Raw genomic sequence first — 15,302 nt, forward strand, 5'->3', positions numbered from 1 at the left:
CCAGGCTCGGCCCGTCCTGGCCGGGGTGTCGGGCCCCCGCTCGGGCGCGGGCCCGTTCGGCGCCGGGCCGGGCCCGTCGCCACGCGCGCCGCGTTCGGTACCGGCTCGGCCCGGACAGGGTGAGCGGCGCCCCATATGATCGCGTTTTATGGGAGAAGTCCGTTTGTCCACCACCGGAACACCTCAGAGCACGCTCCGTTCGCGCCGCAGCGCCGCGTTCGCCGTCTGGTATCTGCGGGCCGTCACGTTCGTCAATTTCCTGAGCGCCGTCTGGGTCTCGTTCGGCAACGACCTGCGCCGGCACAACGAGGACAACTACTTCACCCCGTACATGCTGACCGCCGGCTTCGCCTCCGGTGTGTTCACGCTGTTCCTGGCGATCACCATGCGCCGTCGCAAGCGGGCCGCGTGGATCCTGAACTTCGTGCTGAGCGGGCTGTTCCTGCTGCTCTTCGCGGTCGTGATGATCTTCCCGGAGATCCGGCAGCACGCCCAGAACTGGGTGTCGCTGGCGCTGACCGCCGCGTTCTTCGGCTCGCTGCTGCTCGGCCGCAGGGAGTTCTACGCGAAGGGTGACCGCTCCAACCCGATCGCAGCCGCCGTCGTCGCGGTCGGCGGGCTGCTCGTCACGTCTCTCCTCGCCGCGTTCCTGGTGACCGTCACCAACACGGCGTCCGGGCAGTCGACGTTCCTGGAGCGCTGGAAGTACGGCGTGCTGCGGCTGATCACGCTGGCCACGGACGACAAGGCGTACGCGACGATCAGCACGCCCGGCTGGGTCGACGTCGTGATCAACGTGATGTCGACGCTGCTGCTGTTCGCGGTGCTGTTCGCCGCCTTCCGGGCCCGGCGGGCCGTCGACCCGCTCACCGAGGAGGACGAGGACCGGCTGCGGGCGCTGCTCGACAAGCAGGGTGACCGGGACTCGCTCGGCTACTTCGCGCTGCGCCGCGAGAAGAGCGTCATCTGGTCCCCGAGCGAGAAGGCGGCGATCGCCTACCGGGTGGTCGGCGGCGTCTCCCTCGCCTCCGGCGACCCGATCGGCGACCCGGAGGCGTGGCCCGGCGCGATCGAGCCGTGGCTGGCCGAGGCGCGCGAGCACGGCTGGATCCCGGCGGTGATGGGCGCGAGCGAGGAGGCCGGGCAGATCTACGCCCGGCACGGGCTCGACGCGCTGGAGCTGGGCGACGAGGCGATCGTGGAGACCGACGAGTTCACGATCGACGGGCGCGCCATGCGCACGGTCCGGCAGGCGTACAACCGGGTCAAGCGGGCCGGGTACCAGGTGCGGATCCGGCGCCACGAGGAGATCCCGGCCGACGAGATGGCCGTCCTGCTCGCCAAGGCGGACGACTGGCGGGACGGCGAGACCGAGCGCGGCTTCTCGATGGCGCTCGGCCGGCTCGGCGACCCGAAGGACGGGCGCTGCGTGATGCTGGAGTGCTCCGACGAGCGCGGCGAGCTGCGCGCGCTGCTGTCGTTCGTGCCGTGGGGGCCGAAGGGGCTGTCCCTGGACCTGATGCGGCGGGACCGGGAGTCCGAGAACGGTCTGATGGAGTTCATGGTCATCGAACTCCTGCAGCGGGCCAAGGAGATCGGAATCACTCAGGTCTCGCTCAACTTCGCGATGTTCCGATCCGTCTTCGAACGTGGCTCGAGGCTCGGTGCGGGACCGGTGCTGCGCATGTGGCGTTCACTGCTCAGCTTCTTCTCCCGCTGGTGGCAGATCGAGTCGCTGTACCGCGCCAACGCCAAGTACCGACCGATCTGGGAGCCCCGATTCATGCTCTTCGAGAAGAGCGCCGACCTGCTGCGCATCGGCCTCGCCGCCGGCCGCGCGGAGGGCTTCCTGGAGGCCCCCGGGCTGCCCAAGTGGCTGCACCGCAAACATCTGGAGGGCAGACGTTGACCCGCCCCTCGTCCGTGCGGACGTCCGCGCGAGCATCCGTGCGGGCGTTCGCGCGCCGTGAGTGGGGTCCGCTCTTCGGGACCGTACGCACGGCGCTCGCCTTACGCCGGTGGCGCGCGATCCCGATGACGGTCGGCGCCGTCCTGCTGACCTCGGTCTTCCAGCTGGTGCAGAACCAGGACTGGGGCTATCAGGCGGTCCAGGACATCGGTTCGGTGCGGGCCGAGGACCCGTTGGGGTTCGCGCTGCTCCGCACCCCGCTCTCGCTCTTCGTGCCGGCGCTCGACCTGCCGGTGTGGGGCGCGCTCGGGCAGGTCCTGCTGGTGTTCGGGATCGCCGAGATCTGTCTGGGCCGGTGGCGCACGCTGCTGATCGCGTACGCGGCGACGCTGGCCGGCACGCTCTACGCACGCGTCGGCATCGCCCTCGGCCCCGACAACCCGCTGGGGCTGCCCGCCTCCGACGCGCTGATCGTGGACACCGGGCCCTCGGCGGCGGTGGTGGGCCTCGCGGTGTACGTGTGCTGGCGCTACCGGGCACGGTGGACCGGGATCCTGGTGATCGTCGCGATGGTCGTCGAGGTGCTGGTCAAGAACAACCTGGCGGGCAAGGAGCACATCGCCGCCATCGCCGCCGTACTCCTCGTGATCGCCTTCCAGGAGTGGCGGGAGCAGCGGCGCGGGCCGCTGGCTCAGCTCGACGACGTGGAATCGCCGCGGCCGGGGACGCGCTCCTGGAAGCCGCCGATCAGGTCCTGAACCCTCCGCCGTACCCGGGTCCAGCGCTTGTCGTGCCGGTAGGCGCGGATCCGGGCCCGGGCGCGGGCGCGGTGGCGGCGGGCGTAGAGCCGGCGGGCCCACCAGGAGCCGGGGCGGGCGAGCCGGACGGCTCCGAGGATCGCGACGAACGGCACGAGGGTGCCGATGATCGCCAGCCGCAGCTTTCCCTTCACGAGGGTGATCAGGACGAAGAGGAAGTTGACGGCGAGGGTCAGGATCAGGGTGGCTCGGCTCTGGCGCTCCTCCCCCGTCATGTCGTTGACGCCGAGCGGCGAGAAGCCGGTGAGCACGAGCAGCACGAGGGTGGCGGTGAGGACGACGACCTCGACGCTCTGCCGGCCGGCGTCCGACCAGTAGACGTCGTCGAGGTGCAGGATCAGCGCGAACTCGTCGAGGACGAGCCCGGCGCCGATGCCGAACACCACCGCGAAGACCGCGGCCGTCACGCCGTGCCGCCCGCTGCTGACCGCCCCGAAGCCGCCGAGCACGCTGAGCACGACGCCCGGCACCACGTGGTGGATGTGCAGGCCGCCGGAGGAGACGTTGCCGAAGGGGCCCTTGCCGGCCCGGATCAGCCGGGTGATGGTGCGGGTGACCAGGAAGGTCACCACGAAGGCGGTCAGGGCGAGGAACAGCGGGAGCTTCCCGGGTTCGACGATGTTGCGCGAGAACCAGTGACCCATGCCACCCTCTGCCGATTGGTCAGCCTTCGTCCGGTACGGCCAATTTAGCGCCCGCGCCGGGGCACTACCCTTCCGCGGATGGACGGCCTGCGATTCGCCTTCGGCACCCTCACCGTGCTCCCCGCCCGCATCACCCGCTGGGACCGCGACGCGGCCCGCGCCGGGATGCTGTGCGCCCCGCTCGCGGGCCTCGTCGTCGGCCTGTGCGCGGCCGCGGCCGGCGGCGTGTCGCTGCTCCTCGGCGCGGGCCCGCTGCTCGCCGCCGTCCTCACCGCCGCCGTCCCCGCGCTGCTCACGCGCGGCCTCCACCTCGACGGCCTCGCGGACACCGCCGACGGGCTCGGCAGCGGCAAGCCCGCGGAGGACGCCCTGCGGATCATGAAGCAGTCCGACATCGGCCCCTTCGGCGTGATCACCCTCGTCCTCGTCCTCCTCGCCCAGGTCGCCGCGCTCTCCCAGCTGTACGCCGAGGGCTGGGCCCACGGCACGGTCGCCGCCGCGCTCGCCGCGACCGTCGCCCGCCTCGCCCTCACCCTCGCCTCCCGCGAGGGCGTCCCGGCGGCCCGCCCCGAGGGCCTCGGCGCGGTCGTCGCCGCGACGGTCCCCGTCCGGGCCGCCGCCCTCTCGACCGGCCTGGTCGTCCTCCTGTGCGCGGCCGCCGGCGCCCTGTTCTCCCCGTACGACGCCCTGCGCCACGCCCTGGCCGCCCTGGCCGCCCTGGGGGCGGCGGAACTGCTGCTGCGACGGTGCGTGGGGCGCTTCGGCGGGGTCACGGGAGACGTGTTCGGGGCGGCGGCGGAGACGGCGGGGACGGTGGCGGTGGTGGTGCTGACGCTGGGCTGAGTCCCGCGCGCGGGGACCTCCTAGCAGGCCTGACGCCACGCCCCCAGCTCGTACCGCTTCCGCATCGAGCTGAGGCCCAGGCGCCGCGTCTGCGCGCAGAACTCGCCCACCTCCAGCTCGTACTCCACGTGGAAGACCGCCTTGCCCGCCCTCACGAACGGGACGAGCCGGTCGCACTCCTCGTACTGGGCGCACTGTTCGTTGACCGCGAAGTCGAAGTCGGGGAGGAGGGCGGGGATCTGGTCGAGGTCGTTCTTGAGGGCGACGGCGAGGCCGCGGTCGTGGGCGAGGCGGGCGACGAGGCGGTTGTAGCGGAGCTGGTCGGCGGGGGTGAGGGGGAAGCCGGTGTCGTTCTGGTAGCCGTCCATGTTGTCGGGTTCGACCGCGTCGAAGCCCTTGGCGCGGCACAGGTCGAGGCGGGCGGCCACGAGGGGGGCGAGGAGGTCGGTGCGGCGGATGTCGAGCCAGCGTTCGCCGGGCCAGCCGTTGCCCTTGCCGAGGACGGCCCTGGGGAACTTCGCGGCGTCGGGGCGGAAGTCCTCCCAGGCGCCGGTGGAGACGTAGCAGACGACCTTGCGGCCGCGGCGGTGCAGCGCGGCGACGGTGGTGGCCGGGTGGTCGAAGCCGTCGATGTCGTAGACGGGGACGTCCACGGAGGGGTCGAGGCGGCCGCTGAGCTGCCACTGCCAGGCGAGACCGGGGGCCGGCTGCCAGCGGTCGGCCCGCGGCTCGGGATCCGGGGCGGGAGGCGTCGTCGTGCAGGCCGCGAGCAGGAGCAGGACGAGGGCGAGCGGGTGCAGCAGGCGGCGGGTCACCGGACGGGCTCCAGGGTGTGCGGCAGCGTGCCCCACGGGTGCGCGCCCGTGCCCGGCACCGCGCAGTGGACCGGGGTCGCCGGGCACGGGGCGTCGGCGGGGACCGCGTAGACGAGGTGGCAGTAGTGGTCGGCGACCGGCAGGTCGAGGGCGCGGTAGGCGTCCCACGGGCCCTCGAAGGTGACGAGGAGGTCGGCGATCTCCTCGTAGCCGGGGGCCGGGTGGGCGCCGTGGTTGAGGACGAGGGTCGTGGCGCCGGCGGCCCGCGCGGCCACGGTCAGGCGGCGGTAGTGCGGCAGCGCGGCCGGTTCGGTCGGCACCTGGTCGAGGAACGCGCCGTCGGCGCCGTACCAGTCGCGGTGCCGTACGAGGTCGGCGACGACCTCGGCGTGCGGGCGGCGGCCGTAGTCGGTGTCCGCGTAGCCGAGGACCCGCACCCCGGCGGCCCGCAGCCGCGCGGCGACCTCGGCGAAGGCGGGGTCGCGGGCGCGCCCGGCGCCGCTCGCCGGGTTGAGGACGACGCCGTAGAGGGCGGGGGCGGCCGCGACGACGGCGGCCCAGTCGTCGGGGCGGTCGGCGGGGTGCTCGTAGAAGGGCAGCAGGAGGGAGGAGCGAGTCACAGTCCGGGCCCCTAGAAGCGGTGGGCGGTCGGTCGAACCAGCAGGACACAGGTCAGCACGCCCAGCACGGCCGCCGCCAGACCCGCCGCGACCGGTCCGGCCGCCGGGGCCAGGGCCTGCGCGACGGCGGCGAGCAGGCACACCACGGCCGCGCTCGACACCGCGCCGAACGCCTGCAGCAGCAGCCCCAGCCACAGCACCGCGCCGACCAGGAGCAGCGCGACGATCCGCCCGGCGGACACGGCGGCGGCGCCGGGCCACAGGGCCCCGGCGGTGACGGTGAGCGCGAGCAGCAGGGCGAGGTAGCCGCCGAGGCAGCGCGCCAGCATGCCGGTGACGGCGCGCCGGAACTCGTACGCGGTGGTCAGCAGCCGCAGCCGGGTGAGGCTGGCGCTTCGGAAGCGGTGCAGGAGCCATTCGGCCGGGCCCATGGAGAGACTGAGCGCGATGAGGGCGTCGGCGCCGACGCCGAGCACGAGCAGTCCGCTGCCGAGGCCGAAGAGGCCGTACGGGAGCGAGGCGGCGAACGACGGTCCGCCCCGGCCGCCGCCCCGGCCCCCGGCAAGGCCACCGCGCAGCGAGAGCCCCGCGAAGGCGGTGGTGGCGGCGAGCGAGAGCAGCAGGAGGGCGATCCGCAGCGGCTCCGGCAGGTCGTAGCGGAAGGCCGGGACGGCGCCGGCGAGCGGCAACAGGGCGGCGAGCAGGGCGCGTTCGCGCCCGAGGACGAGCAGCACGGTCGCCGCCGCCAGGTACGCCGCCTGCCCGGCCCCGAACAGCGCGGCCGGCCCCTCCCCCGGCCCGGCCGCCGCCACCGCGACCGCCGCGCCCGCGAGCGCCCCCGCCGGCGCGCCGGTCAGCAGCGCCCGTACGGCGGCCCGCCGGTCGCCGAGCCCGAGCCAGCTGTACGCCCGGTGCGCCAGGGCCTGGTTCCACACCCACCCGGTGACCGCCCCCGCGAACAGCGGCACGCTCCCCGGCGGCAGCCCGTACCGCCCGGGCCCGGTGGCCAGGATCGGCGCCCCGAGCACGTACGCGAGCCCCGGCAGCGCGAAGACGAGCCCGCGCAGCAGACACCCGGCGAGCCCGGTGTGCCAGGGCCCGGCGGCCGGCGCCTCGGGCTCGGGGTGGCGGCGCTCGGTGCGGGCGTAGAGGTCCTCGGCGAGGGTGAAGGAGTCGGCCCGGCCGTAGTGGAGCCTGATGTGATCGTCCGTCATGCCGTCCGACTCGAGGATCGCGGCTATCTCGTCGGGATGCACGGCGACGGCGGCGAGCGCGTCGAGACGGGCGACGAGGTCGTCGAGGGGGTCGGGGGCGTACTCCACCGAGACTCGCGTGCCTGCCGACGCGGGCGTCGACGCGGGCGCGGGCGTCGACGCGGGCGCCCCGGCCCCCGCCGCCGCCGTCGTCGTCCGCTGGCGTGGGATCGTCGGCAGGGAGTCGTTGGTCGTGCCCGGCTTCAGCCACAGCGAGCCGCTCATGCCGGCACCGCCTCCCCCCAGGTCTGTCGCCACGGGTCGGTGAGGCGGACCGTCCAGTCCTCGGGTTCGGCGGGCGGACAGATGGGGCGGCCCGCGAGTTCGAGGTAGATGCGGCGGAAGCCGTCGACGGAGCGGTGGAGGGTGAAGCGGTCGACGACGCGTTGGCGGGCGCGGCGGGCCAGGTCGGCGCGGCGCTCGGGGTCGTTCAACAGCTCGGTGACGGCGGCGGCCATGACGGCGGGTTCGCGGGGCGGGACGACGAGGCCGGTGTCGCCGACGGCCTCGCGGACGCCGCCGACGTCGGTGGAGACGGTGGCGCGGCCGCAGGACATGGACTCGATGAGGGAGAAGGGGAAGCCCTCGCTGATGGAGGAGAGCATGACGACGTTGCCGGCGGCGTAGGCCCCGGCGACGTCGGAGGTGCGGCCCTCGAAGGTGACGCCGTCGGCGACGCCGAGTTCGGCGGCGAGCTTCTCCAGGCGGGTGCGGTAGTCCTCGTTGCCGGCCGGGACGGGGCCGAACAACCGCAGCCGCAGCTCGGGGAGTTCGGCGCGGCAGATCGCGTAGGCCCGGATCAGGGTCTCCAGGTCCTTGATGGGGTCGACGCGGCCCACCCAGCTGAGCGTCGGGGTCTCGGGCTCGGGGCCGGCCCAGGGGAAGGCGGCGGGGTCGACGCCGTTGTAGACGGTGCGGATGCGGTCGGCGGGGGCGCCGCCGCGCTCCTCCCAACGCCGGTTGTACCGGTTGCACGGGGTGATGAGGTCGGCCTTGCGGTAGCCGAGGGTGTTGAGCTCGCGGTAGAAGCCGAGGAGCAGGGCCTTGACCGGGAAGCGCTGGGCCTCGGTGCGGTAGCCGAGGTACCGCTCGCGCAGGTAGATGCCGTGTTCGGTGAGCAGGAAGGGCACCCCTTCGAAGTGCTGGGCGGCGAGCGCCGGCAGGGTGGCGAGTCCGCTGGAGACGGCGTGCGCGACGCGGCCCTCGGGTATCCGGGCGGCGAGCGGGCGCAGCGCGTGTTCCAGCAGGTCGGTGGCGGTGAGGGCGTCGTGGACGGTGGGCCGGGCCGCGGCCGTCGGCAGGTGCGGCATGGTCCAGATCCACATCAGGGAGCGCAGGACGCGCTCGGAGCGCAGGGCGGCGGTGAGCCGGCCCTCGCGGGCGAGCCCGGCGAGTACGTACAGGCTGTCGCCGAAGTCGCAGTCCGCCGCCGGGTCGAGGATCGCGAGCAGCAGGCGTTCGTACGCGTCGAGGAAGCGGCGGGCGGCCCGGCCGCGCGGGGCGCACCGGGCCCGCTCCGGGGCGGTGCCCCAGAGCGGGAAGGAGGTGTGGGCGGTGAGGTTCGGCGGCAGTTCCCAGGTGACGGGTTCGCGGCCGCTGCCGGTGAGGGCGAGGACGTGGAAGTCGACCTCGGGCATGCCCCGGACGAGCTGGTCGCACCAGGTGCTGACGCCGCCGTGGACGTGCGGATAAGTGCCTTCGGTGAGCATGGTGACGTGACGGCCGCTGCTCGGCATGTGCGTGGTCCCCCCGTACGGCCGGCTGGTCAGGTCGTCGGGAGCTTGAGCGTGATGCCGCTCTGGAGCGGTTCGGGTGTGGTCCAGGCGGACCGCGTGCCGGCGTACGGGGTGCCGAACGCGGCCGTACCGAGCAGGAGTTGCTTGCGGGTGCCCTCGGGGACGGTGACGGGGACGGCGACGCCCGAGGGCGCCTTGACGGTGACGGTGTCGCCGACGCGGTAGGCGGTGACCTGGCCGGCGGCGAGCGCCCGCTCCCAGTCGGCGCGGCGGCTCAGCTCGGTCCCGACGTCCTTCTGGCGCGGGTTCACCAGCGGTGTGTTGGCGGCGTAGACGGCCTTGTAGTCGGCGAGGACCTGGTCGAGGACGGGGTAGAGCAGGCGTTCCTCGGCGAGGTTGGACTGGTGGACGTAGTGCGGGCGCGGGTCGTTGCCGAGGACGTGACCGAGGACGGTGCGGGCCTCGCGCGGCGCGATGTACGCGGCGTAACCGGTGGCCGGGTCGAGCGGGGCGGGCAGGCAGGTGGAGGCCGGGTTGTTCTCGCACAGGCCGCTGCCGCCGTCGGCGCGCGAGGTGTAGATCCAGTTGTACTCGTCGGTCATCTCGGCGGCGGTGCCCACGTTGTAGTACACGTTCATGGGGTGGCGGGGCACGGTCAGGGCGGCGCCGTAGCCGGTGCCGACGGAGCGCTGCCGCGGCTCGCGGGAGGCGTCGCTCGCGGTCCATTTCACGCCGTTGTCGGCGAGGGCGCCGGCCAGGTTCGGGTTGTCGACGGGCTGCTGCGGCAGGGTCTTCAGGCCGGAGTGCTCGCCGGTGACGAGCTCGGTGCGGTCGACGGAGACGCCCTTGCCGGTGGCCCAGCCGAGGTTGTCCCGGATCTGCGCGGAGATCTCGCTGCGGCTCACCCACCGCACCGCGCCGGTGGCGTCCTTGGCGCAGCTCCAGGGGACGGTGGTGGTGTCCTGGACGCAGCCGAGGAAGGCGTGGGTGTAGGTGTGGTTGACCCAGCGGTACTGCGCCCGGTCGGCGAGCAGCCGGGTGGCCAGCGGGTCGCTGCCGCCGTGCTCGGTCTTCCACTCCTCGCCCTGGCCGCCGTTGTAGACGAGGTCGAGGAGGAAGCCGGAGGACTTCTGCCAGGCGGCGGCGTACGCGGCGTCGTCGGCGGTCATGCGGATCGGGTTCTCGGTCTCCCCGCCGCCGGGGCAGTCGTTGTCGCCGGGGGTGCAGTCGCGGACGGTGTCCCAGCGGGCGTCGGGGGCGAGGACGTCGTCGACGTGGACGGAGAGGTAGTTGCGGCTCTGGCCGAGGTGGACGCCCTGGGTGAGCCAGTCGACGATGCCGCGGGCGAGCACCCGGAACTGGCGCTGGTACGGGTTGTAGGCGAAGGTGACGACGAGTTCGCGCCGCCCGTCGTGGGCGTACTCGCCGATCAGGCTCATCCGGCCGCCGTCGGCGGCGGGCATGTCGAGGTAGCTGGTGTAACCGGCCCGGGGGCGGCCCGCGTAGCCGTAACTCTCCGAGACGTCCGGGTCGTTGTCGTCGAAGGTGACGGTGCCGCGCAGGTCCCGGAACGGTCCGGCCTGCCCGGCCGGGGTGACATAGGCGCGGGCGCCGTCGAGGACGCCGGCCCAGCCGCCGTCGGACGTGTAGTCGAGGCCGACGTCGGGATGCGCCCAGGTGTAGGCGTCGACCTGCGGGATGCCGAAGTCCTGCTCGTACGCGACGAGCGCGGCCTGCTCGGCGGAGTCGGGGCCGAAGACGGCCTCGTGGGGCAGGACGACGCCCTGGTACCTGGCGCGCGGCCGGCCGTCGACCGTGTCGTGGAGGAAGGCCGCGGTGAGCACGGGCCGGTTCGGGTCGTCGAGGTCGACCCGGCGGTACGGGATGCCGGAGCCGGTCAGCTCGGCGGTGATCGCCTCGACCGCGCTGCCGCCGTCGTCGACGACGAGCACGGTCAGGTCGACGCGCGGGGCGGTCGTCGCGGCGCCCGCCTGCGCGGAGGGGACGACGGCGGCGAGCAGCGCGGCGGCGGCGAGCGCGGCGATCCGGGAGCCCCCGCGGGCCGCGCGCCGGGCGCCGGACGGGGAGGCGGCGTGGGCGGCGGCGAGCCCTGAGCCCCCGCGGGAGGCGGCGCGGGATGCTTCTCCGGCGCCGAGCCCGGAGCCCCCGCGGGCCGGGAGCCGGGTTCCGCGGGCGGTTCCGGGCGTGCGGGAGCGGCTGGAATCCATCGGTGGTGTCCCCCCTCGGCAGGCCCGCCGGGGCGGCGGGACCTGTGGAGATGTCGCAGTGGATGGCGCGGTCGAGGCGCGTTCGACGGCGCGTCGGAGTTGACGCGGAGCCGACGCGGCCCGGTGACGCGAGCCGAGTCTGGAACGGGGCCGCCCGGCCCGCGACGTAAACCGGACAGAGACACCACGTACGAGTGAATCGCCGTCGCCGTGAGCGAAAGCGGTGAGCGAGCGTAACCTCGTGTCCGGGCGCTCTTCGGGCCGAAATACGATGCGGCGGGCACGGTCGGCCCATCCCTCGACCGCCACAGAACTCAACGGAAGCGAGAATTCACCACCGTGACTGCTCTCACTCTCAGCACCGCCGGCGCGGCGACGCTGCGCGCCGACGTCGTCGTGGTCGGCGCCGCGAAGTCCGGGAAGACCCTCGTCGTGGCCCCCGGCGCCGAGGCCGTCGACCAGGCGTTCGACGGCGGCCTGGCCGCCGTCCTGGACACTCTGGGTGCCACCGGCGCAGAGGGTGAGGCGACCAAGCTTCCCTCGCCGGCCGGCCTCAAGGCCCCTGTCGTGCTCGTCGTCGGCCTGGGCTCCGCGCCCGAGGACGGCGAGGGCTATGACGCCGAGGCGCTGCGCCGCGCCGCCGGCACCGCCGCCCGTGCCCTGGCCGGCGTGAAGAAGGCCGCCTTCGCGCTGCCGATCGGCGCCCCCGAGGACGCCGCCGCCATCGTCGAGGGCGCGCTGCTCGGCGCGTACGCCTACACCGCGTACCAGGACGGCGAGGGCCGCAAGAAGCCGCTCGGCGAGGTCGCCCTGCTCGGTGCCAAGCCCCGCGACAAGGCCTACAAGGCCGCCGCGGAGCGCGCGCGGACCGTCGCCGAGGAGATGAACCGCGCCCGCGACCTGATCAACCAGCCGCCGAACGACCTGACCCCGGCCGCGTTCGCCGCCGCCGCGCAGGCCGCCGGCAAGGAGCACAACCTCAAGGTGCAGGTGCTCGACGAGAAGGCGCTCACCAAGGGCGGCTACGGCGGCATCCTGGGCGTCGGCAACGGCTCGGTGAACCCGCCGCGCCTGGTCCGCGTCGCCTACACCCACCCGAAGGCGGAGAAGACCCTGGCCCTGGTCGGCAAGGGCATCACCTACGACTCGGGCGGCATCTCGCTGAAGCCGGCCGGCCACAACGAGACGATGAAGTGCGACATGAGCGGCGCCGCCGCCGTGTTCTCCGCCGTCGTCGCCGCCGCCCGCCTGGGCCTCGAGGTCAACGTCACCGGCTGGCTGGCGCTCGCCGAGAACATGCCGTCCGGCTCCGCCACCCGCCCCGGTGACGTGCTGCGCATGTACAGCGGCAAGACCGTCGAGGTCCTCAACACGGACGCCGAGGGCCGCCTGGTCCTCGCGGACGCGCTGACGAGGGCGTCGGAGGAGCACCCGGACGCGATCGTCGACGTGGCCACCCTGACCGGTGCCATGGTCCTGGCGCTCGGCAACCGCACCTTCGGCATCATGGCCAACGACGACGACTACCGTTCCGCGATCCACGAGATCGCCGAGGAGGTCGGCGAGCAGTCCTGGCCGATGCCGCTCCCCGCGGACCTGCGCAAGGGCATGGACTCGGCCACCGCCGACATCGCCAACATGGGCGAGCGGATGGGCGGCGGCCTGGTGGCCGGCCTCTTCCTGCAGGAGTTCGTCGGCGAGGGCATCACCTGGGCCCACCTCGACATCGCGGGCCCGGCCTTCCACGAGAGCGCCCCGTACGGCTACACCCCGAAGGGCGGCACCGGCTCCTCGGTGCGCACCCTGGTGCGGCTCGCGGAGCGCACGGCGGACGGCGACCTCTGATCCGGCTCGGATCCGACTCCGGGGCCGGTCCGGCTCCGGTCCGGCTCCGATCCGGCTCCGATCCGGCTCCGATCACTGAGTGATCCGCGTCACGGCCCCCAGGTCATCGACCTGGGGGCCGTTCGCTCGCGACGAAATCCGTAGCTTCGTACGTGGCCGTCGCCCGTCCGTACGGACTATCCGCCGTCTCAGAGCGCGGCCCCGCGTCCCGCCGTCCGGCAACAAGTGCGAAGATGGGTTCTCGGCAGGACAGGGCCCCCACCACAGGGCCGACAAATATGCGGCCGGACACCCGGAGCCGCCGCCTGGTCACCGACGACCAGCGACGAGCGCACATGCATGGAGGACGTGACGTGGCGAACGACGCCAGCACCGTTTTCGACCTAGTGATCCTCGGCGGCGGTAGCGGCGGTTACGCCGCGGCGCTGCGCGGAGCGCAGCTGGGCCTGGACGTCGCACTGATCGAGAAGAACAAGCTCGGCGGCACCTGCCTGCACAACGGCTGCATCCCGACGAAGGCCCTGCTCCACGCCGGCGAGGTCGCCGACCAGGCGCGCGAGGCGGAGCAGTTCGGTGTCAAGGCCTCCTTCGAGGGCATCGACATCAAGGCCGTGCACAAGTACAAGGACGACGTGATCTCGGGCCTCTACAAGGGTCTGCAGGGTCTCGTCGCCTCCCGCAAGGTGACGTACATCGAGGGCACCGGCCACCTGTCGTCCCCGACCTCCGTCGACGTCGACGGCCGCCGGGTCGAGGGCCGTCACGTCCTCCTCGCCACCGGCTCCGTGCCGAAGTCGCTCCCGGGTCTGGAGATCGACGGCAACCGGATCATCTCCTCGGACCACGCGCTGACCCTGGACCGGGTGCCGGAGTCCGCGATCATCCTCGGCGGCGGTGTCATCGGCGTCGAGTTCGCCTCGGCGTGGAAGTCCTTCGGCACCGACGTGACGGTCATCGAGGGCCTGAAGCACCTCGTCCCGGTCGAGGACGAGAACAGCTCCAAGCTGCTCGAGCGCGCCTTCCGCAAGCGTGGCATCAAGTTCAACCTGGGCACGTTCTTCCAGTCGGCCGAGTACACCGAGAACGGTGTCAAGGTCACCCTGGCCGACGGCAAGACCTTCGAGGCGGAGGTGCTGCTCGTCGCCATCGGCCGCGGCCCGGTCTCGGCCGGTCTCGGCTACGAGGAGCAGGGCATCGCGATGGACCGCGGCTACGTCCTGGTGGACGAGTACATGCGGACCAACGTGCCCACGATCTCCGCGGTCGGCGACCTGGTCCCGACGCTCCAGCTCGCGCACGTCGGCTTCGCCGAGGGCATCCTGGTCGCGGAGCGGCTGGCCGGTCTGAAGCCCGTGCCGATCGACTACGACGGCGTGCCGCGGGTGACGTACTGCCACCCGGAGGTCGCCTCCGTCGGCATCTCCGAGGCCAAGGCCAAGGAGATCTACGGCGCGGACAAGGTCGTCGCCCTGAAGTACAACCTCGCGGGCAACGGCAAGAGCAAGATCCTCAAGACCGCGGGCGAGATCAAGCTCGTCCAGGTCAAGGACGGTGCCGTGGTCGGCGTCCACATGGTCGGTGACCGCATGGGCGAGCAGGTCGGCGAGGCGCAGCTGATCTACAACTGGGAGGCGCTGCCGGCGGAGGTCGCGCAGCTCATCCACGCCCACCCGACGCAGAACGAGGCGCTCGGCGAGGCCCACCTGGCCCTGGCCGGCAAGCCTCTGCACTCCCACGACTGACGCTCACGTCATCACAGGGCGCGACGACCAACTTCCGCAATTCGTTAGGAGCAACTGAAACCATGTCGGTTTCCGTAACCCTGCCGGCGCTCGGCGAGAGCGTCACCGAGGGCACCGTCACCCGCTGGCTCAAGGCCGAGGGCGAGCGTGTCGAGGCCGACGAGCCGCTGCTCGAGGTCTCGACCGACAAGGTCGACACCGAGATCCCCGCCCCCGCCTCGGGCATCCTGGCCTCCATCAAGGTCGCCGAGGACGAGACGGTCGAGGTCGGCGCCGAGCTGGCCATCATCGACGACGGCTCCGGCGCCCCCGCGGCTGCCCCGGCCCCCGCCGCCGAGGCCGCTCCGGCTCCGGCCGCCGAGGCCGCCCCGGCCCCGCAGGCCGTTCCGTCCACCGAGGTCCAGGAGCCGGCCCCGGCCCCGACCGCCGAGGCCGCCGCCGGTGCCGGGTCCGCCCAGGGCACCGACGTCGTCCTGCCGGCGCTCGGCGAGTCCGTCACCGAGGGCACCGTCACCCGCTGGCTGAAGTCGGTCGGCGAGACCGTCGAGGCCGACGAGCCGCTGCTCGAGGTCTCCACGGACAAGGTCGACACCGAGATCCCCGCCCCGGCCTCCGGCGTTCTCCTGGAGATCGTCGTCGGCGAGGACGAGACCGCCGAGGTCGGCGCCAAGCTGGCCGTCATCGGTGCCGCGGGTGCCGCTCCGGCCGCCCCGGCCCCGGCTGCCGCCCCGGCCCCCGCCGCCGCCCCGGCCCTGCACAGGGTCACCACGTTGACCGCGGTGAACTGCCGCGACCGGAAGATCGACAGCGGCACCATCGCCCGCTCGCCCCGCCGCCGCTCCACCCACA

The 15,302-nt window shown here is 73.4% G+C and carries 11 protein-coding genes and 1 pseudogene; 6 read left to right on the forward strand and 6 right to left on the reverse strand.

The window, feature by feature from the left end:
* Positions 1-148: 148 nt before the first annotated feature.
* Together ACWEJX_RS35475 and ACWEJX_RS35480 are read left to right on the forward strand one after the other, a co-directional pair.
* Positions 149-1,909, forward strand: a complete 1,761-nt coding sequence (locus tag ACWEJX_RS35475; RefSeq protein ID WP_451611533.1) for a phosphatidylglycerol lysyltransferase domain-containing protein — start codon at positions 149-151, stop codon at positions 1,907-1,909.
* 38 nt (positions 1,910-1,947) lie between these two features.
* Entirely contained in the window at positions 1,948-2,667 is a 720-nt protein-coding gene (locus ACWEJX_RS35480) for a hypothetical protein (RefSeq protein WP_451611541.1), read from the forward strand.
* Here the strand turns inward: ACWEJX_RS35480 and ACWEJX_RS35485 are convergent.
* Positions 2,601-3,371 (reverse strand): hypothetical protein, encoded by a 771-nt coding sequence (locus tag ACWEJX_RS35485; protein WP_451611534.1) that lies wholly within the window; start codon positions 3,369-3,371, stop codon positions 2,601-2,603. The genes ACWEJX_RS35480 and ACWEJX_RS35485 overlap by 67 nt on opposite strands.
* A 78-nt stretch (positions 3,372-3,449) precedes the next feature.
* Between ACWEJX_RS35485 and ACWEJX_RS35490 the strand changes: the two genes are divergently transcribed.
* A complete protein-coding gene (locus ACWEJX_RS35490) occupies positions 3,450-4,214 on the forward strand; it encodes an adenosylcobinamide-GDP ribazoletransferase (protein ID WP_451611535.1) in 765 nt (254 codons plus the stop codon).
* A gap of 20 nt (positions 4,215-4,234) precedes the next feature.
* Here ACWEJX_RS35490 and ACWEJX_RS35495 read toward each other — a convergent pair whose 3' ends face one another.
* From ACWEJX_RS35495 to ACWEJX_RS35515, 5 genes are read right to left on the reverse strand one after another with little or no spacing between them, the layout of a single operon-like run.
* The gene (locus ACWEJX_RS35495) at positions 4,235-5,029 is read right to left on the reverse strand and encodes an endo alpha-1,4 polygalactosaminidase (RefSeq protein WP_451611536.1); all 795 of its coding nucleotides are present in this window, start codon (positions 5,027-5,029) and stop codon (positions 4,235-4,237) included.
* A complete protein-coding gene (locus ACWEJX_RS35500) occupies positions 5,026-5,649 on the reverse strand; it encodes a spherulation-specific family 4 protein (protein WP_451611537.1) in 624 nt (207 codons plus the stop codon). The genes ACWEJX_RS35495 and ACWEJX_RS35500 overlap by 4 nt, the downstream gene beginning before the upstream one ends.
* 11 nt (positions 5,650-5,660) lie before the next feature.
* Positions 5,661-7,127 carry a hypothetical protein gene (locus tag ACWEJX_RS35505; protein WP_451611538.1) on the reverse strand — a complete coding sequence of 489 codons (1,467 nt, stop codon included), beginning with the start codon at positions 7,125-7,127 and terminating at the stop codon, positions 5,661-5,663.
* Positions 7,124-8,638: a GT4 family glycosyltransferase PelF gene (pelF, locus tag ACWEJX_RS35510; RefSeq protein ID WP_451611539.1), complete on the reverse strand. Its 1,515-nt coding sequence runs from the start codon at positions 8,636-8,638 to the stop codon at positions 7,124-7,126. The genes ACWEJX_RS35505 and pelF overlap by 4 nt, the downstream gene beginning before the upstream one ends.
* A gap of 29 nt (positions 8,639-8,667) precedes the next feature.
* Positions 8,668-10,866: a hypothetical protein gene (locus ACWEJX_RS35515; RefSeq protein ID WP_451611540.1), complete on the reverse strand. Its 2,199-nt coding sequence runs from the start codon at positions 10,864-10,866 to the stop codon at positions 8,668-8,670.
* Positions 10,867-11,205: 339 nt separating this feature from the next.
* On the opposite strand from ACWEJX_RS35515, the gene ACWEJX_RS35520 reads away from it, so the two are divergent.
* The 3 genes and pseudogenes from ACWEJX_RS35520 to ACWEJX_RS35530 all read left to right on the forward strand — a co-directional run.
* Positions 11,206-12,711: a leucyl aminopeptidase gene (locus tag ACWEJX_RS35520; protein WP_403798535.1), complete on the forward strand. Its 1,506-nt coding sequence runs from the start codon at positions 11,206-11,208 to the stop codon at positions 12,709-12,711.
* 353 nt (positions 12,712-13,064) lie between these two features.
* The gene (lpdA, locus tag ACWEJX_RS35525; protein WP_403798538.1) at positions 13,065-14,453 is read left to right on the forward strand and encodes a dihydrolipoyl dehydrogenase; all 1,389 of its coding nucleotides are present in this window, start codon (positions 13,065-13,067) and stop codon (positions 14,451-14,453) included.
* Between the two features lie 62 nt (positions 14,454-14,515).
* A pseudogene (locus ACWEJX_RS35530) lies at positions 14,516-15,302 on the forward strand (biotin/lipoyl-containing protein); the annotation flags it as partial.

It is taken from the genome of Streptomyces sp. NPDC004788 (assembly GCF_053601115.1).